This window comes from Nocardioides panacisoli (genome assembly GCF_019448235.1).
GTDB lineage: Bacteria > Actinomycetota > Actinomycetes > Propionibacteriales > Nocardioidaceae > Nocardioides > Nocardioides panacisoli_A.
Genome location: NZ_CP080409.1, coordinates 1,458,749 through 1,480,776, shown reverse-complemented (window position 1 = coordinate 1,480,776; position 22,028 = coordinate 1,458,749). Strand labels below are relative to the sequence as shown.

Here is a 22,028-nt window from a genome sequence, read left to right as displayed (position 1 = left end):
CCCCGGCCGCCTGCCGCGGGTCAGGGGCGCCGTCCTAGGGTGGCGCACGTCACGTCGTCGACAGGAGGACCCATGTTCGTTCCGTTCAGCGCCAGCGACTTCCTCGACCGCGCCGTCACCGTGTACGGCGACCGGGTCGGCGTGATCGACGAGCCGGACCAGCCGGCCGCCAGCCAGGGCGAACTGACCTATGACCAGATGGGTGCGCTCGCCCGGCGTCAGGCGGCGAAGCTGGACGAGCTCGGCATCGAGGTCGGCGACCGGGTGGCGGTGGTGAGCCACAACTCCAGCCGGCTCCTCACCTCCTTCTACGGCGTGTGCGGCTGGGGCCGGGTGCTGGTGCCGGTCAACTTCCGGCTCAGCCCGGACGAGGTCGCCTACATCGTCGAGCACTCCGGCGCCCGGGTCCTCTACGTCGACCCCGAGCTGGAGGAGTCGTTGAAGGACGTCGAGTGCGAGCACACGTTCGTCCTCGGCCGCGACGAGGACCTCTACGCGCCCGAGGGCACCGAGCCGCGGCCGTGGGAGCACGACGAGACGGCGACCGCGACCATCAACTACACCTCCGGCACCACCGCGCGGCCCAAGGGCGTCCAGATCACCCACCGCAACATCTGGACCAACGCCGTCACCTTCGGCCTGCACACCCAGATCAGCGACCGCGACGTCTACCTCCACACGCTGCCGCAGTTCCACGCCAACGGGTGGGGCATGCCCTTCGCGATGACCGGCGTCGGTGCGCAGCACGTGATCATCCGCAAGATCGACGGCGCCGAGATCCTGCGACGCGTGCGCGACCACGGCGTGACCGTCATGTGTGCCGCCCCGGCGGTGGCGGCCGCCGTACTCGACGCCGCGCAGGACTGGGAGGGCGCGATCCCGGGCCGCGACCGGGTGCGGATCATCATGGCCGGCGCCCCGCCGCCGACCAAGACCGTCGCCAGGGTGGAGGAGGAGCTCGGTTGGGAGTTCATCCAGATCTACGGCCTCACCGAGACCTCGCCGCTGCTGACGATCAACCGCACGCGTGCGGAGTGGGACCACCTCGACGCCGAGGAGCGCGCCACGCGGCTCACCCGCGCCGGGGCGCCCGCGCTCGGCGTCGAGCTCGCCATCGACCAGTCCGAGGAGGGCGCGGGCGAGGTGCTGGCCCGGTCCAACGTGGTGCTGGAGGGCTACTGGGAGCAGCCCGAGGAGTCGGCCAAGTCGCTCGCCGGCGGCTGGTTCCACACCGGTGACGGCGGCTACATCGGCGAGGACGGCTACCTGACCATCGCCGACCGCAAGAAGGACGTCATCATCACCGGCGGCGAGAACGTCTCCTCGATCGAGGTCGAGGACTGCCTCTTCTCCCACCCCGCCGTCGCCGAGGTCGCCGTCATCGGCGTCCCGAGCGAGAAGTGGGGCGAGACCATCAAGGCACTGGTCGTGCTGGCCCCCGACACCGAGGCGACCGAGGCCGACCTCATCGCCTGGTGCAAGGAGCGGATCGCCGGTTACAAGGCACCCACGTCGGTGGAGTTCCGCGACGAGCTCGCCCGCACGGCCACCGGCAAGCTGCAGAAGTACAAGCTGCGCCAGGCCTACTGGGAGGGGCAGGACCGTCAGGTGAACTGATCGGTCTCGGCGAGCTCCACCGGCCAGCCGGCCGACTTCCACGCCTCGGCGGTACGCCGCGTCCATGCGGCCGCGGAGCCGGCCACGAAGGTCAGCGTCGTCGCCACCCGCGGCGGGGGCGGCGACTCCGGCAGCGGCTGGCCGCTGATCGGGTCGTCGGCCTCGCGGCCGCCGATGCAGGCCACCTCGGTCAGGCCCACCCCCAGTCGCCGTTGGTGGACCGCCATCGCCAGCGCGGCGACCGCGGCCTCGTCGTACCCCACGAGCGTGAGGTCGTCGGGCGGGTGCACCGCGGTCTCGCGGGCGTAGCGAAGTGAGCGCAGCAGGTCGCGACCGTCGTGCCAGGTCGGCTCCACCACCCGCTTGCCGCGGTTGGCGATGCGCGCGGCGAGGTCGGTGATGCGGGTGTCGCCCTCGGGCACCGCCGGGTGCCACAACAGCACCGTCTCGTGGTTGGGATGGCCGTGGACGCGGATCGGGAGGGCGGGCTGCTGCTCGTCGTTCACCGGACCACCGTAGGCTGCGGTGCGAGCAGGTCCCACGGCGCAGGAACCCGGTGAGACTCCGGGGCGGTTCCGCCACTGTGACTCCGCCGGGCGATGCCCGGGGGACAGCCAGACACTGGCCGCGGGACGACCCATCCGAAGACGGGGCGAGAACCCCCAGGAGGTACCCGTGCGCATCGCACTCCTGTCCACGTCCGACACCGATCTCCTCTCCGCGCGCGGCAGCGGTGCGGACTTCACCTGGGCGAACCCCTCGCGCAGCGACCTCGACGGCTTGGCCGACCTCGCCGCCGACGCCGACCTCGCCGTCGTACGCCTCCTCGGCTCGCCGCAGGAGTACGCCGCCGAGCTGGACGCCGTACGCCGTGCCGGCAACCCCGTGGTCGTGCTCGGCGGCGAGCAGACGCCCAGCGCGGAGCTGATGGAGGCCTCCACGGTGCCCGTGGGCGTGGCGGCGGACGCCCACCGCTACCTCGCCGAGGGAGGCCCGGCCAACCTCGAACAGCTGCACGCCTTCCTCTCCGACACCGTCCTGCTGACCGGTGAGGGCTTCGAGCCACCGGTCGCCATCCCTGCCTGGGGCATTCGCGAGGGCGCGAGCCGGATAGTCCCTGACGAAAAGCACCGGAAAATGGCCGATCCGGGTGCTTTTGGTCAGGGACTATCGCGAGTCGGTGTGCTCTACTACCGCGCCCACGAGGCCAGCGGCAACACCGCCTTCGTCGACGCGATCGCCGAGGCGATCGAGGCCACCGGCACGGCGACCGCCGTGCCGATCTTCGCCGGGTCGCTGCGCTCGGCCCCCGACGACCTCTTCGACGCGCTCGGCACGCTGGATGCCCTGGTGGTGACCGTGCTGGCCGCCGGTGGTGCGACCCCGGCGGCAGCGAGCGCCGGCGGCGACGACGAGACCTGGGACGTCACCCGCATCGCCGCGCTGGACATCCCCGTCATCCAGGGGCTCTGCCTGACCAGCAGCTGCGCGGAGTGGGAGGAGAACGACGACGGCGTCAGCCCGATCGACTACGCCAACCAGGTCGCCATCCCCGAGTTCGACGGCCGGATCATCACGGTGCCGTTCTCCTTCAAGGAGATCGACGCCGACGGGCTTCCGCACTACGTCGCGGACCCGGAGCGGTGCCGGCGCGTGTCCTCGATCGCCGCGCACCACGCGCGGTTGCGGCGTACGCCGAACGCGGACAAGCGGATCGCGGTGATGCTCAGCGCCTACCCGACCAAGCACTCCCGGGTGGGCAACGCGGTCGGCCTCGACACCCCGGTGTCGGCGGTGCGGATGTTGCGGCGGCTGCGCGCGGAGGGCTACGACCTCGGCGGGGACAACGAGGTCACCCGGATCCTCGACGCCTCGGCGGCCGAGCCCGTCGAGCCCATCGAGCCCGTCGACAGTGCCACGGCGGGACCGTCGGAGGCCGACACCGAGGCCGGCGACGCGCTGATCCATGCGCTCATCGACGCGGGCGGCCAGGACGAGGAGTGGCTGACCCACGCCCAGCTCACCGACGCGCACGTGCGGATCACGCGCGAGGACTACCTGCGCTGGACCGCGGACCTGCCCGAGGACCTGCGCAGCGACATGGTCGAGACCTGGGGCGAGGCACCGGGGGAGCTGTTCGTCAACGACGCCGGCGAGGTCGTGCTCGCCACGCTGCAGGCCGGCAACGTCGTGGTGATGATCCAGCCGCCGCGCGGCTTCGGCGAGAACCCCGTCGCGATCTACCACGACCCCGACCTGGCGCCCAGCCACCACTACCTCGCGGCGTACCGCTGGCTGCGGGCCGGCCCCGACGACGGCGGCTTCGGCGCCCACGCGGTGGTGCACCTGGGCAAGCACGGCTCGATGGAGTGGCTGCCCGGCAAGAACGCCGCACTCTCGGCCTCGTGCGCGACCGACGCCGCGATCGCCGACCTGCCGCTGATCTACCCCTTCCTGGTCAACGACCCCGGTGAGGGTGCGCAGGCCAAGCGCCGCGCCCACGCGCTGATCGTGGACCACCTGGTGCCGCCGATGGCGCGGGCCGACTCCTACGGCGACATCGCACGCCTCGAGCAACTGCTGGAGGAGTACGACAAGATCGCCGCGATGGACCCCGGCAAGCTGGCCGCGATCCGGGGCGAGATCTGGCAGCTCATGCGGTCCGCGGAGATGCACCGTGACCTCGGCATGGAGGAGCGGCCCGACGACGAGGAGTTCGACGACTTCCTGCTCCACGTCGACGGCTGGCTGTGCGAGATCAAGGACGCCCAGATCCGCGACGGCCTCCACGTCCTCGGTGATGCCCCGGCCGCGGACGCGCGGGTGAACCTCGTGCTGGCGATGCTGCGTGCGGCGCAGGTCTGGGGAGGCCAGAACAACGCCGTCCCCGGTCTGCGGGCCGCGCTCGGGCTCAAGGACGGCGAGGCCACCACGATCGTCGACGAGATCGAGCAGCAGGCCCGCTCGCTGGTGCAGGCGATGGACGACCGCGGGTGGGACCGGGCTGCCGCCGCCGAGCTGCACGACGACCCGGGCGTGCAACAGGTGCTGGAGTTCGCCGCGACCGAGGTGGTGCCCCGACTCGAGCGCACCACCGACGAGATGGACGCCGTCCTGCACGCGCTCGCGGGCGGCTTCGTCGCCGCCGGTCCCTCCGGCTCGCCGCTGCGCGGCCTGGTCAACGTGCTGCCCACCGGGCGCAACTTCTACACCGTCGACCCGCGTGCGGTGCCCTCCCGGCTGGCGTGGGACACCGGCCAGGCCATGGCCGACTCCCTGTTGCAGCGCTACCTCGACGAGGAGGGCCGCCACCCCGAGTCGGTCGGGCTGTCGGTCTGGGGCACCTCCGCGATGCGCACGGCCGGTGACGACATCGCCGAGGTGCTCGCACTGCTGGGCGTGCGCCCCGAGTGGGACGAGGCGTCGCGCCGCGTCAGCGAACTGGTCGTGGTGCCACTGGAGGAGCTCGGCCGGCCACGCATCGACGTCACCGTGCGGATCTCGGGCTTCTTCCGCGACGCCTTCCCGCACGTGGTCGCGATGCTGGACGACGCGGTGCGCATGGTCGCCGAGCGCGACGAGCCCGAGGACATGAACTACGTGCGCAAGCACGCGCAGGCCGACCTCGCCGAGCACGGCGACGAGCGGCGCGCGACCATCCGCATCTTCGGCTCCAAGCCGGGCTCGTACGGAGCCGGCATCCTGCAGGCCGTGGAGTCGGGCAGTTGGCGCAACGACCAGGACCTCGCCGAGGTCTACACCGCGTGGGGCGGCTTCGCCTACGGTCGCGACCTCGACGGTGCGCCGGCCGCGGAGGACATGCGGACGGCGTACCGCCGCATCCAGGTGGCGGCGAAGAACATCGACACCCGCGAGCACGACATCGCCGACAGCGACGACTACTTCCAGTACCACGGCGGGATGGTCGCCACGATCCGTGCGCTGACCGGGAGCGACCCGAAGGCCTACGTGGGCGACTCGACGTCGCCGGACGCGGTGCGGACGCGGACCCTGGCCGAGGAGACCACGCGGGTCTTCCGGGCGCGCGTGGTGAACCCGCGCTGGATCTCCGCGATGCAGCGACACGGCTACAAGGGCGCCTTCGAGCTGGCGGCGACGGTGGACTACCTGTTCGGGTTCGACGCGACGGCCGGCGTCGTCCACGACTGGATGTATGAGTCCCTAGCACGTGAGTACGTGCTCGACGAGACCAACCAGGCGTTCTTGAGGAAGTCCAACCCGTGGGCGCTGCGCGGGATCGTCGAGCGGCTGCACGAGGCCGCCGAGCGCGACCTGTGGGCCGAGCCCGACCCCGACGTCATGGCAGCGCTGCAGCAGGTCTACCTCGAGGTCGAGGGCGACCTGGAAGCGCAAGCCGCCGGTGAGTGAGGTCGGGGCGCCGCAGATCCGGGTGCTGGGTTGTGGCATGGGGCCCCAGCACGTCACCCCGGAGGTCGCCGCGGCACTGCGCGACTGCGACTGGGTGCTGGCGCCGGAGAAGCGGCCCGGGGACGAGCTCACGGCCGTGCGGCGAGCGGTCTGCGACGCGCACGGCGTACCGCTGGTGGTCGTGACCGATCCCGAGCGTGACCGGACGCCCGGCATGGGCCGGGAGCGCTACGAGGCGGCGGTCGCGGACTGGTACGCCGCGCGGCGCGACGCCTACCGGCGCGAGATCGACGCCCGCGGCGGCACCGTCGGGATGCTGGTGTGGGGGGACCCGTCGCTCTACGACGGCACGCTCCGCGTCGTCGCCGACCTCGGCCTGCCGTACGACGTGCTGCCCGGGATCAGTGCGCCGCAGGTGCTGGCCGCGCGGCACCGGATCGTGCTGCACGAGGTCGGTCACCCGGTCCACGTCACGACCGCTCGCCGGATGCGGGAGGCGATCGCCGGGGGCCAGCGCAACCTGGTCGTCATGCTGACCAGCGGCGTCGACCTCGACGGCCTGGAGGACTGGCACGTGTGGTGGGGCGCCAACCTCGGTGCGGACGGCGAGCGCCTCGTCGCCGGCCGGGTCGGCGACGTGGCCGAGGAGATCGCGGCCGCGCGGGACGGCGTACGCGCCCACGCCGGCTGGGTGATGGACCTCTTCCTGCTGCGGGCGCCGTCATGAGGCGCACTGGCGAGGGTTTCCTGTTACTTCTCAGGTCTTGCAAGACCTCAGAAGTACCGGGATCCCCGGTCAACCGGGGATCCCGACCGTGAGCGCGCTCCTCATCGCCGGCACCACCTCCGACGCCGGGAAGTCGGTGGTGACGACGGGGCTGTGCCGGGCGCTGGCGCGACGGGGGATCGCGGTGGCGCCGTACAAGGCACAGAACATGTCGAACAACTCCATGGTCGTCCCGCTGCGCGGGGGTGGGTACGGCGAGATCGGGCGGGCGCAGTGGATCCAGGCCCGCGCGGCGGGGGTGGCGCCGGAGGTGGCGATGAACCCGGTGCTGCTCAAGCCGGGGAGCGACCGCCGCAGCCACGTGATCCGCGACGGCCTGCCCGACGGCGAGGTGTCGGCGCGCGACTTCACCGACGGTCGGGCGCGGCTGGCGGCCTCGGCGTTCGCTGCCGTGGACGACCTGCGGTCGCGCTTCGACGTCGTCGTCGCCGAGGGGGCGGGCAGTCCCGCCGAGATCAACCTGCGTGACTCCGACTACGTCAACATGGGGCTCGCCCGCCACGGCGACCTGCCCGTCGTGGTCGTCGGCGACATCGACCGGGGCGGCTGGTTCGCAGCCTGCTACGGCACTTGGGGGCTCCTCGACGACGCCGACCGCCGCCTCGTCGCCGGCTTCGTCGCCAACAAGTTCCGCGGCGACGTCACCCTGCTCGAGCCCGGCCTGGCCGACCTGGCACGGCGCACCGGGCTGCCGACGTACGGCGTGCTGCCCTGGCACGACGACCTGTGGCTGGACTCCGAGGACGCCCTCGACCTCCGGGGGCGCCGGGGCGACGGGGGAGCGACGCGGACGGTCGCCGTGGTCCGGTTGCCGCGGATCAGCAACTTCACCGACGTCGACGCGCTCGGGCTCGAACCCGATCTCGACGTCGAGTTCGTCACCGACCCGGCACGGCTCGCCGCCGCCGACCTCGTCGTGCTGCCCGGCACCCGCGCCACGCTCGCCGACCTGGCCTGGCTGCGGGCACGCGGGCTCGACCGGGCGATCACCGCGCACGCGGCCGCGGGCCGCCCGGTGCTCGGCATCTGCGGCGGCTGCCAGATGCTCGGCCGGACCATCGACGACCCCGACGGCGTGGAGGGGGCGGCCGGTGCGTCCGTCGCGGGCCTCGGGCTGCTGGACCTCGCCACCACCTTCACCGCCGGGAAGCGGCTGGCGCTGCACGACCCTGCCGGCTACGAGATCCACCACGGCCGCATCGCCGGCGAGCGCGAGTGTGGCCCGGTCACCGGGACGATGGTGCACGGGTCGCTCGAGGACGACGCCACCCGCGCGGCGTACCTCCGCGACGCCCTCGGCGTGGACTCCCGCGCCTCGTTCCCGGCCGCCCGGGAACGCCGGCTCGACCTGCTCGGCGACCTGGTCGAGCAGCACCTGGACGTCGACGCGCTGCTGGCGCTCGCGCGGGACGGGGTGCGCTGATGCGGGTACTGCTGCTCGGTGGCACCTCGGAGGCACGCGACCTCGCCGCAGCGCTCGTCGCCGACGGCGTCCCCGTCACCTCCTCCCTCGCCGGCCGCGTCGCGCGGCCGCGGCTGCCCGAGGGCGAGGTCCGCATCGGCGGCTTCGGCGGGGTCGACGGGCTGCGTGCGGCCCTGGCCGACTACGACGTGGTCGTCGACGCCACCCACCCCTTCGCCCTCGGCATGAGCCGCAACGCCGCCGCGGCCTGTGCGGCCGAGGACGTGCCGCTGCTGCGGCTGGAGCGTCCCGGCTGGGCCGAGCAGGCGCTCCCGTCCTGGATCTGGGTCGACACCCACGAGCAGGCCGCGACGGTGGCCGGCGAGCTCGGCTCCCGCCCCTTCCTCACCGTCGGCCGCCAGGAGCTGGCCCGGTTCGTCCCGGCGCTCGCGGAGCGGGAGGTGCTGGCGCGGGTGGTCGACGTCCCCGACGTCACGCTGCCCCCCGCGTGGGTACTGCGTACCAGCCGTGGCCCCTACGACCTGGCCGGCGAACGCGACCTGATGCAGGACCACGCGATCGACGTCGTGGTCACCAAGGACTCCGGCGGGTCCTACACCTGGCCCAAGATGGCTGCCGCCGCCGAGCTCGGGATCCCGGTGGTCGTCGTACGCCGCACGCCCGGGCCGACCGGCGTCCTGACGGTCACCGACGTCGCCGCGGCACGCGACTGGCTGTCGCGGCGGTGACCAGCAGCGCGGCTGCGTCGAGCCGTCGCGTCAGAGCCACCGCGCGCGACAGGTCGGCGACCGTCGGCGGGCGGCCCGTGCCCATCACGGCACGGTGCTCGACCCGGTCGCCGTAGGTGTTGGTGCCGCCGAGCCGGATCCCCAATGCGCCGGCGTACGCCGCCTCGACGGGTCCGGCGTTCGGGCTCGGGTGGTGGGGGGCATCGCGACGCCTGGCGGCGAGGGCGCCACGGCGGTCGGGGCCGAGCGTGGTCGCGAGCGCGGCCGTGAGACGTGATCCCGGGAGGTTGAGCAGGTCGTCCAGCCGCGCCGCCGCCCAGCCGAACCGCTCGTGGCGTGGCGTGCGGTGACCGACCATCGCGTCGAGGGTGTTGGCCGCGCGGTGGCCGAGCAGTCCGGGCACCCCGGCGAGAGCGCCCCAGACGAGGGAGGAGACGACGGCGTCGGAGGTGTTCTCCGCCAGGGACTCCACGGTCGCGCGCACGACCTCCGCCTCGTCCAGGCCGGTCGGGTCGCGGCCGACGAGGTGGGTCAGCTGTCGCCGGGCGTCGTCGAGTCGTCCCTCCCGCAGTTGCCGCTCGATCGTGGTGACCTCACGCTCGAGACTGGTCCCGCCGAGCACCGCCCACGTGGCGACGGCGGTGACGAGCGTCCGGGCGAGGGGGGAGCGGGGCCGGTCGGCGGCCCGCCCCACGACGACGGCCCCACCCACCAGGGCTGCGACGTGGACGACCCCGGCGGCCCGATCGTCGCGCCAGGTGTGGCGCTCGAGGCGTGCGGCGAGCGCGCCGAAACCCGCGACGGGGTGGCCCCGTCGCGGGTCGGCGAACACGCGGTCGGCGGCGTACCCGAGCAGCAGCCCGACCGCGCGGCTCACGGTGTGGCGGCCCGGCCGGTCACAGGCTCGCGGCCAGCGCCCGACGCTCCGCGTCGCGACCGGCGCGGTCGTGCAGCCGGCCGACGAGGGCCACCAGCGTCACGCCGAGGGCGGCCCAGAGCGCCGCGAGCGTGAGCAGCGAGGAGGTGCGGAACTCCCACAACGTGTCGGCCGGGAAGTCGCCCACCTCGTTGACGGCCGGCATCGCGAGTCCCGCCACCGTCATGACGGCCAGGTAGCCGGCCACGACGGCCGCTGCGGCGCCGTACCCGCCGAGTGTGCCGACGAGGCGCGGTGCCACCACGACGGCGGCGATGCCGGCCAGGACCGAGAGCACCAGGAAGCCGAAGTAGTAGACGGTGCGGCTGTCCATCGTCTCCGCCGCGCCGACGGCGGGTGGGGTCGAGGGGTACTTCCAGAACGGCACCAGCGCGACGGTGACGAACCCGACGAGGGTGACCAGGGCGGTCGAGCCCCGTGCCGAGATCGAGCCGAGGCGTCCCATCGCCGCGGCCGCAGCGAGGCCGGTGAGGCCCCCCAGCGCCGGGCCGACCAGGACCAGTCCGGTGAGCAGGCCCCAGCTCTTCTGGGTGCCGCGGCTGACCTCGGTGCCGCCCGCATCGGCGGGATCGGCCTCCTCCGCCGGGGCGGGCTCGGCCGCGGCGGCGGCCTCCTCGACGGCGATGGCGTCGTCGATGGCGGGCTCACCGACGGCGAACCCGACGAGGAAGGCGAACAGGCCGGCGACCAGGCCCGCGGCGAGGCCACGGACCAGGAAGTCGACCGGGCGCAGGGTCGATCGCGTGGCCGACCCCGTCCGGGCAGAGTTCTCCTGCGGAACGTGCTGCGTCATCGGGGCCCCCGCTCAGTGGCAGGGGAAGCCGAGCAGGTGGCGGGCGTCGTGCACCCACTCGTGTACGCCGTCGCCGGCCGGCAGGGCCAGGGCGCCCTGGCTGGCGCTGACGAAGAAGATCGCGATCATCGCGAGCAGCCCGAAGAAGACGACCCAGGGGCCGATCTGGAGCAGCGGGATGGTGGGCAGCGCCACGGGAGCGGGCGCAGCGGTCGTCGCAGACATGTGTCCTCCTCAGGGATTCATGCGTCCCTGTTCGATGGGATGGGATCGACGGACACTCGGGTCTGACTTCACCGCCCACCGATTCGGAGGGCGATGTCACAGTAGCGCGACTGTGCCGGACTTCCACCGGCTTCCTCGTGCCCGTACGCGGTGAACTCTAGGGCATGTCGAGGGGGTGGTGTGGCACCGCCCGCGGGGCGTCCCAGCAATCGGGCAACACGGCGAGCAGTCGGTCGGTCATCTGCGGTGGACGGACCGCGATCCGCAGCCACGCACGGCCCAGTCCGGGGAAGGTGTCGGCGCGCCGGCAGGCGATGCCGGCCTCCCGCAACTCCTCGTGTACGCCGGCACCCGGCCGGGCGAGGACGAAGGAGGTCGCCGAGGGGACGTAGGGGATGTTCAGCGAGGTCAGGCCGTTGCACAGGTGGGTGCGCCAGGCCGCGATCTCGTGGGCACGCCGGCGTGCCTCGGCCTCGGCCACGGGGCTGGCGCACGCCGCCATCGCGGCGGCGGCCGTGGTCGAGACCGACCACGGCACCTGACCGTGGGCGAGATCGCCCACGGTGGCGGCATCGGCGAGCAGGTAGCCCGCGCGGATGCCGGGCATGGTCCAGTGCTTGGTCAGCGAGCGCAGGACGACCAGGCCGGAGGCCGCCTCGCCCGCGAGCGACTCGGTCTCCCCGGGCACGGTGTCCATGAAGGCCTCGTCGACCACGACGAGGCGGCCGGGTTTCAGCAGCGCCCGGATGGCGTCGGCCGGGTGCAGCACACCGGTGGGGTTGGTGGGGTTGCCGATGACGACCAGGTCGGCGTCGTCGGGGATCTGTCGCGGGTCGAGCCCGAACGGCTCGCGGAGCACGACCTCGGTGACGCGGCAGCCGGCCTGTTCCAGGGCGGCGTGCGGCTCGGTGAACTGCGGGTGCACCACGACGGGGCGTTCCCACGGCACGGCGCGTGCGATCAGCGTGAAGGCCTCCGCGGCGCCGGCGGTGGGCAGCACCTCGCTGGGGGAGCGTCCGTGGTGGCGGGCGATGGCCGCGCGCGCCTTCGTCGGGTCGGGGTAGCGGTCGATCGCGGACAGCGAGTTGCGCAGCGTGGCCTCGAGCCACGGCGGCCGCGGGCCGGCGTAGGTGTTGACGGCGAAGTCGAGCAGGTCGCCCACCTCGACGTCGCCGTGGTGGCGCAGGTCAACCACGGGCGTGCACCGCCTCGGCGAACCGCCGCGCGAGCTGCGGATGACCCGCCCAGTGCGTGTGCAGGTAGGAGGCGTGCAGCGTCGAACCCGAGAATCCCATGTCCTTCTCCTCGATCGTCCAAGCGGGCGTGCTGCCCGTTGTCGGCGTGACGGTCGTGCGGTGGAACTCGTGGCCGGTGACCTGCTCGCCGGCTCTGGTGAGCAGGGTGTCCACGGGCGCCGTCGCGACGGGGTAGCGCAGGGTCAGCCCGTCACTCATGGCGGCGTCGGCGTCGAGTATGCCAGCCATCGGTTGCCCGTCGAGAGTACGACAGAGGTAGAGCAGCCCGGCACACTCGGCCACCGTGGGGAGTCCGTCGCCCACGGCGTCGCGGATCTCCTCGCGCAGCGCCGCGTTGGCGCTCAGGTCGGCGGCGTGGACCTCGGGGAACCCGCCGCCCAGGTAGAGCCCCGCCGTGCCCGGCGGGAGCGAGGCGTCCTGCGCGGGGTCGAAGCTGCGCACCTCGCACCCGGCGGCCTCGAGCAGCTCCGCGGTCTCGGCGTACCGGAAGGTGAACGCCCGCCCGCCGGCGACGGCGACCACCGGGCGACCAACGTTGCCGAGTCGGCGCCAACTCGGCTCCCCACCGTGCCGAGTCGGCGTGAACTCGGCTCCCGTGAGCCGAGTTGGCGCCGACTCGGCACTCGTGGCGTCACCGGGGTGCAGCGCTGCGGTGGGATCCCACGGCGCGGCCTTGAGGGCGGGCGCCGAGCGGGCGAGGTCGAGGACGGCCGCGAGGTCCACGTGCTCGGTCAGGAGCTCGGCCAGGCGGGCGACGACCGCCGCGGACTCGTCACGCTCGGCGGCGGTGACCAGGCCCAGGTGGCGCGACGGAGTGGCGATCCGGTCGTCGCGGGGGAGGACGCCGAGGACGGGCAGGTCGATCGAGGAGGCGACCTCGTCGGCGTGGCGGCGGGAGCCGGCCTGGTTGAGGATCACCCCGGCGACCTCGACGTCCGCGTCCCAGGTGGCCATCCCGTGCACGACGGCCCCGATCGAGCGCGAGGAGCGCGAGATGTCGACGACCAGCACCACCGGTGTCCGGGTCAACGCGGCCACGTGTGCGGTCGAGGCGAACCCGCGCCCGCCCACGCGGCCGTCGTACAGGCCCATCACGCCCTCGACGACCGACACGTCGGCGCCGCGGGCGCCGTGCCGCAGCAGGGGTACGACGCGCTCCTCGCCGACGAGGTGCGGGTCGAGGTTGCGACCGGGGCGGCCGCACGCGAGCGCGTGGTAGCCGGGGTCGATGTAGTCGGGGCCGACCTTGTGGCCGCTCACCTCGTGGCCGGCTGCCGCGAGGGCCGCCATCAGCCCGGTGGCGACGGTGGTCTTGCCCTGGCCGGTGGCCGGGGCGGCGACGACGAGTCGTGGGGTCGTGCCGGGGTCGACCACCGCGGTCACCACTCGATCCCGCGCTGGCCCTTCTGGCCGGCGTCCATCGGGTGCTTGGTCTTGCCCATCTCGGTGACGAGGTCGGCGGCCGCCACCAGCCGGGGATCGGCGTCGCGGCCGGTGATCACCACGTGCTGCTTGCCGGGGCGCTCGGCCAGGGTCGCGACGACCTCCTCGACGTCGACCCAGCCCCACTTCAGCGGATAGGTGAACTCGTCGAGCACGTAGAGGTCGTGGGTCTGTGCGGCGAGGCGCCGCCGGATCTCGGCCCAGCCCTCGGCGGCGTCGGCGGCGTGGTCGTCCTCGCTGCCGGCCTTGCGGCGCCAGGACCACCCCGAGCCCATCTTGTGCCACTCGACGGGACCGCCCTCGCCCGTCTCCTCGTGCAGCTGCCCGAGTCGCTCCAGCACGGCCTGCTCGCCGATGCGCCACTTGGCCGACTTCACGAACTGGAAGACGCCGATGCGGAACCCGGCGTTCCAGCCGCGCAGGGCCAGCCCGAAGGCGGCAGTGGACTTCCCCTTGCCGGGGCCGGTGTGCACCATCACCAGCGGCTGGTTGCGGCGCTGCTTCGTGGTCAGCCCGTCGTCGGGCACGGTCAGCGGCTGTCCCTTGGGCATCAGGCTCGGTACCTCTCCTCGTGGATGGCGTCCTGCAGGGGTCGGCGGCGGCGCCAGCCGGCGCGCTCGAGGTCGGGCTGCTCCGCGAGGTGCGAGACCGTGCCCAGGCACAGCCACGCGACCGGGCGGACGTGGTCGGGGATCGCGAGCAGGTCCCGCAGGAAGGGCTCGCGGTAGAACGACACCCAGCCCAGGCCCAGGCCCTCGGCGGTCGCGGCGAGCCAGAGGTTCTGGATGGCCAGGCAGGTGGAGTAGAGGCCGGCGTCGTCGATGGCGTGCCGGCCCAGGACCTGCGGGCCACCGCGCGTGGGGTCGTAGGTGATGACCACACCGAGGGAGGACTCGCAGATCCCCTCGACCTTGATCCGCGCGAACGTCTCCCGACGCTCGGGCGGCAGCGAGGCCGCGAACCCGTCGCGTTCGCTGCGCACGTGCTCCCGAAACGCCTCGCGGGTCGCCCGGTCGCGCACCAGCACGAAGTCCCACGGCTGGCTGAGCCCGACGCTCGGCGCGCGGTGGGCGGCGCCCAGCACCCGGAGCAGCACCTCCTCGGACAGTGGCTCGCCGGTGAACTCGCGGCGTACGTCGCGCCGCTGCTCGATCGCGTCGTAGAGCGCGGTCGTGGGCCTCATGCGGCCCCCTTGGCGAGGTCGACCAGCTGGGTGGCGGTGACCTCGCCCATGCCAACGTACTCGGCCTGCAGGTGCTCGGCGAGGCGGCGTGCGAGGCCGAGCCGCATCGGGCCGGACTCGCAGTCCACCACCAGCGAGGCGACTCCCTGCCGGGCGAGGTGGTCGGCGACCTGCCGGGAGCGGACCACCGGGTCGTTGCCGGCCGTCGCGCGGCCGTCGGTGACGACGACCAGCAGCGGGCGTCGCCGCGGGTCGCGGATCCGCTCGGTCTCCAGCACGGCCGCCGCCTCGAGCAGGCCCTCGGCGAGCGGCGTACGGCCCCCGGCCGGGAGGTCGGCCAGGCGTGCGGCCGCGGCGTCGACGGAGTTCGTCGGCGGCAGCGCGAGGGCGGCGTGGTCCTGGCGGAAGGTCACCAGTCCCACCTTGTCGCGGCGCTGGTAGGCGTCCAGGAGCAGGCTCAGCACGGCCGTCTTGACCTGCTCCATGCGACGCCGGGCCGCCATCGAGCCGGAGGCGTCGACGCAGAAGAGCACCAGGTTGGACTCGCGCCCCTCGAGGACGGCGCGGCGCAGGTCCTCGCGCTGCAGCATGAGGCGGCCACCGGTGCGGCCACGGCGGTGCTGGTGGCCGGCCGCTGCCCGGACCGTCTCGATCAGGTGCAGCGGACCGCCGCTGCCGGTGAGCGGCTCGGCACCCACCCGGCGGCCGGTCTCGGTGCGGGCGCGGCTGCGGCGTCCGGCGCTCCCCGCACCGGTCCCGCGCACTGCGAAGAGCCGGGTGCGGTACGGCGTGCCCGGAGCGACCGTGGTGCCCGGGTCCTCGCTCGCTCCCGCGCCCGGCGGTGCTGCGGGCTGCTCGGCCTCGTCCGCACCGTCGGCTCCGTCGGCCTCGTCGCTCGCGGGTTCGGGGCTGTCGCTGCTGTCCTCGGCCGAACCGTCGTCGCCACTGCCGTCCTCGCCGCGACCCGGCGACGGGGTCGGGTCACCCGGGCCGTGCTCGCCGTCCGGACCGTCCTGGTCGGACGCGTCCTCGGTGCCCTGCGGCGGGTCGGTGTCGGGGTCGCCCTCGGGCGGTTCCGGGGGCTCGGGCGGCAGGTCGTCGCCCAGCACCTGGTCGAGCAGGTCCTCGTCGAGGCCGGGGGCGTCGAAGGGGTTGCGGCGTCGCCGGTGCGGCAGCGTCAGCCGCGCCGCGACCCGGATGTCGTCCAGCGTGACGTGGTCGCGGCCGTGCCACGCCGCGTGGGCGGTCGCGGCGCGGGCGGTGACGATGTCAGCACGGAGTCCGTCGACCTCGAACGCCGCGCACACCTCGGCGATCTTGAGCAGTGCCGCATCGGTCAGCCGGACCCGGCCCACGGCGTACTGCGCCTCGCGGATGCGCTCGGTCAGCCGCTTCTCGGCGTCGGCGTACTGCGCGGCGAACCCGTCGGGATCGGCGTCGTAGGCGATCCGGCGGCGGATGACCTCCACCCGCGCGGCCGGGTCGCGCGGAGCGGCGACCTCGACGGTCAGACCGAACCGGTCCAGCAGTTGGGGCCGGAGCTCGCCCTCCTCGGGGTTCATGGTGCCGACCAGGACGAACTTCGCGTCGTGCGACATCGAGATGCCGTCACGCTCCACGGTGCAGCGCCCCATCGCGGCGGCGTCGAGCAGCAGGTCGACCAAGTGGTCGTGGAGCAGGTTGACCTCGTCGACGTAGAGCAGGCCGCGGTGGGCCTTGGCCAGCAACCCGGGCTGGTACTGCGCCTTGCCGGCGGTGAGCGCACTCTCGAGGTCGATCGAGCCCACGACCCGGTCCTCGGTGGCGCCGACCGGGAGCTCCACGAGCGGCACCTGCGACCCGTCCACGCTCGGCAGCACGGCCGCGAGGGCGCGGACGATCGTCGACTTCGCGGTGCCCTTCTCACCGCGCACCAGCACGCCGCCGACCTCGGGCGAGATCGTGGTGAGGATCAACGCGAGTGCCATCGGGTCCGGTCCGTCGGGGCCGTCGGCACCGACCACGGCGCTGAACGGGAAGTGCGTCGGAGCGCTGGGGGCAGTCGTCATGCGGTCTCCTCTGGTCTCGGGTGACGGGGACGGGTGGGGGAGTAGAGCCAGGACTCGCCACCACGGGCGGCGGCCAGGGCGGGACCGACCAGCACCACGGCGGCCTGCCGCAGCCCGGCCGCCTCGACCGCGTCGGCGATCGGCTGAGCGCCGCCCACGGTGCCGCGCAGCACGACCTCCTCGGGCTGGCTCGCACGGTGGACGACCACCACCGGGCAGTCCTCGCCGTAGTGCGGCGCGACCTCGGCCATCAGCTCCCGGGTGCGGGTGATGGCCAGGTGCAGCACCAGCGTCGCGCCGGTGGCCGCGAAGTCGGCCAGCCGCTCGCGGTCCGGCATCGCGCTGGACCGCGCCTGCGTGCGGGTGAGCACCACCGACTGCGCGACGAGGGGCACCGTGAGCTCGCGGCCCACGCGTGCGGCCGCGGCGGCGTACGCCGGCACCCCGGGGGTGACGTCCCACGCCACGCCCGCGGCGTCGAGCCGCCGGGCCTGCTCGTGCAACGCGGAGTAGAGCGACGGGTCGCCCGATGTCAGCCGGCACACGTCGCGCCCCGCCGCGTCGGCCTCGACCATGACGGCGGTGATGCGGTCCAGGTCCAGGCCCTGGGTGTCGACCAGGTCGGCATCGGCCCGGCAGTGGCCGAGCACGTCGGCGTCGAGGTAGGTGCCGGGATAGAGCACCACGTCGGCCTCGCCCAGCAGCCGGGCCGACCGCAGCGTCAGCAGGTCGGCCGCACCCGGACCCGCGCCGAGGAAGTGGACCGTCATCGCTCGCCTCCAAGGACTGTCGGCTTGTGCCAGGCCCACTGCGTGACCGCGCGGGCGGGCTGCCACCCGGTGAAGCGTTCGCCAATTGGTGCTGCCTGCTCGACCGCGAGCCGGGTCAGCTCACCGCCGTGGGAGGCGTACGCCGCCACCAGCAGCTGCTCGGTCTCCAGCGTCACGCCGTGGACGACCAGGCGGCCCCCGGGGGCCAGGGCGTCGCGGCAGCGGTCCAGCAGGCCGGGCTCGGTGGCGCCGCCGCCGACGAAGACCGCGTCCGGCGCCGGGAGGTCGGTGAGCGCGGCCGGCGCCCGGCCCCGGACGACCTCGAGCGACGGGACGCCCAGCCGGCCTGCGTTGTGCCGGATGCGACACGCCCGCTCGGGACGGTCCTCGACCGCGACCGCCCGACAGGTGCGGTGGGCGCGGAGCCACTCGATCGCGACCGATCCCGCACCGGCGCCGACGTCCCACAGCAGCTCGCCGGGCCGAGGCGCCAGCCGGGCCAGCGCGCTGGCGCGCACGTCGCGCTTGGTGAGCTGCCCGTCGTGGTCGAAGCGGTCGTCGGCCAGGCCGGGCGCCCACGAACTCCGCCCGGCCCCGGCGACCTCGATCGCGAGCACGTGCAGCCGGGGGAGGTGACGACCCCAGCGCGCCACCTCCGCGGCCGTGCCCGCGACGCGACTCTCCTCGGGCGCGCCGAGGTCACCGAGCACCGTCAGCCGACTGGCGCCGCAGCCCTCCTCGGCCAGGGTCGCCGCCACCGTGGCGGGGGTGGTCTCGTCGGAGGAGAGCACCAGCAGCCGGCGGCCCGGCGCGAGTTCGCGGCGTACGACGTCCGGGGCGCGGCCGACGAGGGTGATCACCTCGGTCTCCTCCGCGGCCCAGCCCATCCGGGCGCGAGCGAGGGCGACCGAGGAGACGGCGGGGACGACGGTGAGGCGGTCGCCGAGGTGGCGACGCAGCGTGGTGGCGACGCCGGAGAGGTAGGGGTCGCCGGAGGCGAGCGCGACGACGTCGTCCTCGGGATGGGCGGCGAGCAGGTCGGGCAGGTTGGCCATCGGCGAGGGCCACGCGTGGCGCACCTGGCCGTCGACGTGGGGCACCATCGCGAGGTGGCGACGTCCGCCGAGCAGCACGGTCGCCCCGCAGAGGCGGGTGCGCGAGGCCTCGGGCAGGACCGACCAGCCGTCGGCGCCGATCCCGATCACGGTGACGTGGGGCAGTGGCGCCGCGGTCACGGTGCCGCCTCGGTCGTGTCCTCGACCCAGCGCGGGGTCCAGACGCCGGCGGGGTCGACGCGGGTGGTGCTGGCCCCCACCAGGAGCAGGCACTTCATGTCGATCGTGTCGGTGTCGAGGGCGCTGAGCGTGGTGACGGTGAGCTCCTCCTCGGCGCGTCCGACGTCGCGACCGACGACCACCACGGTGTCGGGGGAGCGGTGCTCGAGGAGCAGCTTCTGGGCGTCGACGACCTGCTGGCGGCGGCTGCGGGAGGCGGGGTTGTAGAGGCCGAGGACCAGGTCCGCCTCCGCGATCGCCCGGAGCCGGTCGGCGATCACCGACCACGGCTTGAGTCGGTCCGAGAGGCTCATCACGGCGAAGTCGGCGCCGATGGGGGCGCCCGCCCGTGCGGCGACGGCCTGGATCGCGCTCACGCCGGGGACGACGCGGACCCCGACGTCGGCGTACGCCGGGTCGGCAGCGGCCTCGAAGACCGCCGCTGCCATGCCGAAGACGCCGGCGTCACCCCCGGAGACCACGGCGACGCGTTCGCCGGCGGCGGCCAGGTCGAGGGCGTGCCGGGCGCGGTCGACCTCGACGGTGTTGCCCGAGGCGTGCCGCTGGAGCCCGGCGCGCTGCGGCACCCGTGCGACGTACGGCCCGTAGCCCACGACGTGCTCGACCTCGGCCAGCACCTCGCGGGCCTCCGGTGTCAGCCACGCCTCGGGTCCGGGCCCGAGACCGACCACCACCACCTCGTTGACTCGGCACTTTCCCTCGTCGAGTCGGCACTTGTTGCCGGTCGAGTCGGCACTTGTTGTCGCGCCGCCGTGAACCGGGGTGCGACTCGACGGAGAAGAAGTGAGCACTGGAGTGGCAACAAGTGAGGACTCGGCGGGAGAAGGTGAGTACTCGACCCGATGGCGGAGCCGGGTGGCGTCGCTGGGGGAGGCGGCCGAGTCGCCCGGGACGACGATGAGGGAGAAGTACGGCACCGAGTCGGGGTCGACGTCGGCGACCGGGAGCCAGCGCTGCTCGGGCTGGGCGGCGCGCTCGACGTAGAGCGCTCCGTCGAGCCGGCCGGCCTCGGCGAGGGCGCGGCGTACGGCGGGGAAGGTGCGGCCGAGCTTCATGATCACCGCGCCGTCGGTGTCGGCCAGCCGCCGTGCGAGCTCGGGCTCGGGCAGCGTGCCGGGCAGCACGGTGAGCACGTCGGCCTGGCGCACCAGCGGGGTGGCGACCGCAGCGGTCGCGGCGGCGTACGCCGGCACCCCGGGCACCACCTCGGTGGCGAACCGCGGCGCGAGCCGGTCGTGGAGGTACATCGAGGAGCCGTAGAAGAGCGGGTCGCCCTCGGCGAGCAGCACGACCCGTCGCCCGACCGTCAGGTGCGTGGTGAGCCGCTCGGCGGACTCCTCGTAGAAGTCGGCCAGTGCGCCGACGTAGCCGCCGGGGTGGTCGGTGGTGCCGGTCGTGACCGGGTAGCGCAGCTCTTCCTCGACCGCGTCGGTCGGGATGAGGTCGGCGGCGATGCGCCGCGCGTGGGACTGCTTGCGGACGCCGGCGTGGTAGGCGACGACGTCGGCCTCGCCGATGAGGCGGGCGGCCTTGCGGGTGATCAGTTCGGGGTCGCCGGGCCCCAGCCCCACGATCGCCAGTGAGCCGGCCATCACTCGGCCTCCTGTGCGAGCGCGTTGAGGGCCGAGGAGGTCACCGCCGAGCCGCCGCGGCGGCCACGGACGGTGACGAACGGGACGTCGATGCCGTGGTCGGCGGCGAGTGACGCGAGCGCGTCCTTGGACTCCGCCGCACCGATGAAGCCGACCGGACAGCCGACGATCGCGGCGGGGCGCGGCGCGCCGTCGACGAGCATCTCCAGCAGGTGGAACAGCGCCGTCGGGGCGTTGCCGATCGCGACGACGGCGCCGGCCAGGTGGGGCTCCCACAGCGAGACCGCCGCCGCGGTGCGGGTGGTGCCCCAAGCCGCCGCCAGCCCCGGCACGCGCTCGTCGCCGAGGAAGCAGTGGACGGGGTTGCCCGCGGGCAACCGTCCGGCCGTCACGCCGTCGGCGACCATCCGGGTGTCGCACAGGATGGGGGCACCGACCTCGAGCGCGGTCCGGCCGGCGTCGACCAGATCGGGGTGGATGACCAGGTCCTCGACCAGGTCGGTCTGCCCGCTGCCGTGGATCATCCGTACGGCGACCTTCTCCGCGCTCTCGGGGACCCGGCCGAGGTCGGCCTCGGCCCGGATCGTGGCGAAGGAGTCGACGTAGATCGCCGGGCCGTCGGTCAGGTAGTCATAGCGCCGGGGCGGCGGTTGCAGGCTCATCGAGCACCTCCGGTGGGGACGAGTACGCCGCGCCACGGCGTGAGGACGACGGTGTCGGTGACGCGTGCCCACCGAGCGACGTGGGCGCCGGTGATGCCCGCCTCGACCGGTTCGTGGCAGCCGCCGGGGACGGGGCCGTGGGGGAGCGGGGTCGCGTCTACGACCTGCTCGGCCGTGTGGGCCGCGTCGGTCGCGAGCAACGGCGTGGTGAGCTCGTCGACGTGCCACGCGGCGGCGGGGCCCTCCCCGCGGGCGTCGAGGAACTCCCGGGCGAGGTCGACGAGCGCTGCGGGGGCGTCGGCGAGGGCGACGACGGGACCCCACGCCGCGCCGACGCGCAGCCGCGCGGTGGTGGCGTCCAGGGCGACGAGGCCGAGGTCGCGGTGGTGGTCGTGCAGGTCGCCGCGGCCGTCGTCGAGGGTGAAGAGGAAGCGCCCCGGCAGGTCACCGAGCCGGTCGTCGGCGAGCAGCAGCCGGTCCAGCTCGGCGAGGACCGGACGCAGGTCCGCGAGACCGCCGGCGAGGCCGGTCTGCGGGGAGGCGAGCACGTTGCGGACCAGGTCGTGGCGCCGCGAGGGCAGCAGGCCGGTCGTCTCGATCGCGGTCAGCACGTCGCCGCGCAGCGCGCCGTCGTGGGCCGGGAGTGCCCGGAGCTGCAGGTTGGCGCGACCGGTGAGGTGGACGCGGCGCTCGCCGTACTCCTCGGCCACGGCGAGCAGCGCGCGGAGCGCACCGACGGCGAGCTGGCCGCCGGGCACCCGGAGGCGCACCAGGGCGCCGTCGTGGGCCGGCCACGGGCGGAGTACGCCGGGACACCGGTCGGGTCGCGTCCTGACGGGCGGCGGGACCATCGTTCTCCTTCGAGGTCCGGAGCTCTGCG

19 protein-coding genes and 1 riboswitch are annotated in these 22,028 nt (G+C 74.1%); of the genes, 5 read left to right on the top strand and 14 right to left on the bottom strand.

Annotation, left to right across the window (positions count from 1 at the left end; translation table 11 throughout):
- The first annotated feature begins 72 nt into the window (after positions 1 to 72).
- Positions 73 to 1,617 carry an AMP-binding protein gene (locus tag KUV85_RS07305; protein WP_219962555.1) on the top strand — a complete coding sequence of 515 codons (1,545 nt, stop codon included), beginning with the start codon at positions 73 to 75 and terminating at the stop codon, positions 1,615 to 1,617.
- Here the strand turns inward: KUV85_RS07305 and KUV85_RS07300 are convergent.
- Positions 1,605 to 2,123 carry a hypothetical protein gene (locus KUV85_RS07300; RefSeq protein ID WP_219962554.1) on the bottom strand — a complete coding sequence of 173 codons (519 nt, stop codon included), beginning with the start codon at positions 2,121 to 2,123 and terminating at the stop codon, positions 1,605 to 1,607. The two genes, KUV85_RS07305 and KUV85_RS07300, sit on opposite strands and share 13 nt — an antisense overlap.
- Positions 2,118 to 2,261: riboswitch (cobalamin riboswitch) on the top strand. It overlaps the preceding gene by 6 nt.
- Before the next feature lie 31 nt (positions 2,262 to 2,292).
- Here KUV85_RS07300 and cobN point away from each other — a divergent pair.
- From cobN to KUV85_RS07280, 4 genes are all read left to right on the top strand, one after another.
- Entirely contained in the window at positions 2,293 to 6,006 is a 3,714-nt protein-coding gene (gene cobN / locus KUV85_RS07295) for a cobaltochelatase subunit CobN (protein ID WP_219962553.1), read from the top strand.
- 37 nt (positions 6,007 to 6,043) lie between these two features.
- Positions 6,044 to 6,733, top strand: a complete 690-nt coding sequence (locus tag KUV85_RS07290; RefSeq protein WP_219962552.1) for a precorrin 6A synthase — start codon at positions 6,044 to 6,046, stop codon at positions 6,731 to 6,733.
- 88 nt (positions 6,734 to 6,821) lie between these two features.
- Entirely contained in the window at positions 6,822 to 8,216 is a 1,395-nt protein-coding gene (locus tag KUV85_RS07285) for a cobyric acid synthase (protein ID WP_219962551.1), read from the top strand.
- Positions 8,216 to 8,944 carry a cobalt-precorrin-6A reductase gene (locus KUV85_RS07280; protein ID WP_219962550.1) on the top strand — a complete coding sequence of 243 codons (729 nt, stop codon included), beginning with the start codon at positions 8,216 to 8,218 and terminating at the stop codon, positions 8,942 to 8,944. The genes KUV85_RS07285 and KUV85_RS07280 overlap by 1 nt, the downstream gene beginning before the upstream one ends.
- Here KUV85_RS07280 and KUV85_RS07275 read toward each other — a convergent pair.
- From KUV85_RS07275 to KUV85_RS07215, 13 genes are all read right to left on the bottom strand, one after another.
- Positions 8,901 to 9,821, bottom strand: coding sequence for a cobalamin biosynthesis protein (locus tag KUV85_RS07275; RefSeq protein WP_219962549.1), 921 nt, complete (start codon positions 9,819 to 9,821; stop codon positions 8,901 to 8,903). The genes KUV85_RS07280 and KUV85_RS07275 overlap by 44 nt on opposite strands.
- Positions 9,822 to 9,840: 19 nt before the next feature.
- Entirely contained in the window at positions 9,841 to 10,674 is an 834-nt protein-coding gene (locus tag KUV85_RS07270; RefSeq protein WP_219962548.1) for a CbtA family protein, read from the bottom strand.
- Positions 10,675 to 10,686: 12 nt separating this feature from the next.
- Complete coding sequence (locus KUV85_RS07265; RefSeq protein ID WP_219962547.1) at positions 10,687 to 10,899, bottom strand: CbtB domain-containing protein; 213 nt, start codon at positions 10,897 to 10,899, stop codon at positions 10,687 to 10,689.
- A 157-nt stretch (positions 10,900 to 11,056) separates the two neighbouring features.
- The gene (cobC, locus tag KUV85_RS07260) at positions 11,057 to 12,094 is read right to left on the bottom strand and encodes an Rv2231c family pyridoxal phosphate-dependent protein CobC (protein WP_219962546.1); all 1,038 of its coding nucleotides are present in this window, start codon (positions 12,092 to 12,094) and stop codon (positions 11,057 to 11,059) included.
- Positions 12,087 to 13,538, bottom strand: a complete 1,452-nt coding sequence (locus KUV85_RS07255; RefSeq protein WP_219962545.1) for a cobyrinate a,c-diamide synthase — start codon at positions 13,536 to 13,538, stop codon at positions 12,087 to 12,089. Before KUV85_RS07255 ends, cobC begins: the two co-directional genes overlap by 8 nt.
- Complete coding sequence (gene cobO / locus KUV85_RS07250; protein WP_219962544.1) at positions 13,535 to 14,149, bottom strand: cob(I)yrinic acid a,c-diamide adenosyltransferase; 615 nt, start codon at positions 14,147 to 14,149, stop codon at positions 13,535 to 13,537. The genes KUV85_RS07255 and cobO overlap by 4 nt, the downstream gene beginning before the upstream one ends.
- Positions 14,149 to 14,781: a 5,6-dimethylbenzimidazole synthase gene (bluB, locus tag KUV85_RS07245; protein ID WP_219962543.1), complete on the bottom strand. Its 633-nt coding sequence runs from the start codon at positions 14,779 to 14,781 to the stop codon at positions 14,149 to 14,151. The genes cobO and bluB overlap by 1 nt, the downstream gene beginning before the upstream one ends.
- A complete protein-coding gene (locus KUV85_RS07240; RefSeq protein ID WP_219962542.1) occupies positions 14,778 to 16,829 on the bottom strand; it encodes a VWA domain-containing protein in 2,052 nt (683 codons plus the stop codon). Before KUV85_RS07240 ends, bluB begins: the two co-directional genes overlap by 4 nt.
- Positions 16,826 to 17,599, bottom strand: coding sequence for a cobalt-precorrin-4/precorrin-4 C(11)-methyltransferase (locus tag KUV85_RS07235; RefSeq protein ID WP_219962541.1), 774 nt, complete (start codon positions 17,597 to 17,599; stop codon positions 16,826 to 16,828). Before KUV85_RS07235 ends, KUV85_RS07240 begins: the two co-directional genes overlap by 4 nt.
- Positions 17,596 to 18,834: a precorrin-6y C5,15-methyltransferase (decarboxylating) subunit CbiE gene (cbiE, locus tag KUV85_RS07230; protein ID WP_219962540.1), complete on the bottom strand. Its 1,239-nt coding sequence runs from the start codon at positions 18,832 to 18,834 to the stop codon at positions 17,596 to 17,598. The genes KUV85_RS07235 and cbiE overlap by 4 nt, the downstream gene beginning before the upstream one ends.
- Positions 18,831 to 20,486, bottom strand: coding sequence for a precorrin-3B C(17)-methyltransferase (cobJ, locus tag KUV85_RS07225; RefSeq protein ID WP_219962539.1), 1,656 nt, complete (start codon positions 20,484 to 20,486; stop codon positions 18,831 to 18,833). The genes cbiE and cobJ overlap by 4 nt, the downstream gene beginning before the upstream one ends.
- The gene (locus tag KUV85_RS07220) at positions 20,486 to 21,148 is read right to left on the bottom strand and encodes a precorrin-8X methylmutase (protein WP_219962538.1); all 663 of its coding nucleotides are present in this window, start codon (positions 21,146 to 21,148) and stop codon (positions 20,486 to 20,488) included. Before KUV85_RS07220 ends, cobJ begins: the two co-directional genes overlap by 1 nt.
- Positions 21,145 to 21,999, bottom strand: a complete 855-nt coding sequence (locus KUV85_RS07215; protein ID WP_219962537.1) for a hypothetical protein — start codon at positions 21,997 to 21,999, stop codon at positions 21,145 to 21,147. Before KUV85_RS07215 ends, KUV85_RS07220 begins: the two co-directional genes overlap by 4 nt.
- Positions 22,000 to 22,028: the final 29 nt, after the last annotated feature.

Bases quoted from the DNA above. Each gene is read 5' to 3' on its own strand.
- KUV85_RS07305 (WP_219962555.1), top strand. From the start codon at position 73: ATGTTCGTTCCGTTCAGCGCCAGCGACTTCCTCGACCGCGCCGTCACC.
- KUV85_RS07215 (WP_219962537.1), bottom strand. From the start codon at position 21,999: ATGGTCCCGCCGCCCGTCAGGACGCGACCCGACCGGTGTCCCGGCGTA.
- KUV85_RS07235 (WP_219962541.1), bottom strand. From the start codon at position 17,599: ATGACGGTCCACTTCCTCGGCGCGGGTCCGGGTGCGGCCGACCTGCTG.
- KUV85_RS07265 (WP_219962547.1), bottom strand. From the start codon at position 10,899: ATGTCTGCGACGACCGCTGCGCCCGCTCCCGTGGCGCTGCCCACCATC.
- KUV85_RS07220 (WP_219962538.1), bottom strand. From the start codon at position 21,148: ATGAGCCTGCAACCGCCGCCCCGGCGCTATGACTACCTGACCGACGGC.
- KUV85_RS07280 (WP_219962550.1), top strand. From the start codon at position 8,216: ATGCGGGTACTGCTGCTCGGTGGCACCTCGGAGGCACGCGACCTCGCC.
- bluB (WP_219962543.1), bottom strand. From the start codon at position 14,781: ATGAGGCCCACGACCGCGCTCTACGACGCGATCGAGCAGCGGCGCGAC.
- cobO (WP_219962544.1), bottom strand. From the start codon at position 14,149: ATGCCCAAGGGACAGCCGCTGACCGTGCCCGACGACGGGCTGACCACG.
- KUV85_RS07270 (WP_219962548.1), bottom strand. From the start codon at position 10,674: ATGACGCAGCACGTTCCGCAGGAGAACTCTGCCCGGACGGGGTCGGCC.
- KUV85_RS07290 (WP_219962552.1), top strand. From the start codon at position 6,044: ATGGGGCCCCAGCACGTCACCCCGGAGGTCGCCGCGGCACTGCGCGAC.
- KUV85_RS07240 (WP_219962542.1), bottom strand. From the start codon at position 16,829: ATGACGACTGCCCCCAGCGCTCCGACGCACTTCCCGTTCAGCGCCGTG.
- cobJ (WP_219962539.1), bottom strand. From the start codon at position 20,486: ATGGCCGGCTCACTGGCGATCGTGGGGCTGGGGCCCGGCGACCCCGAA.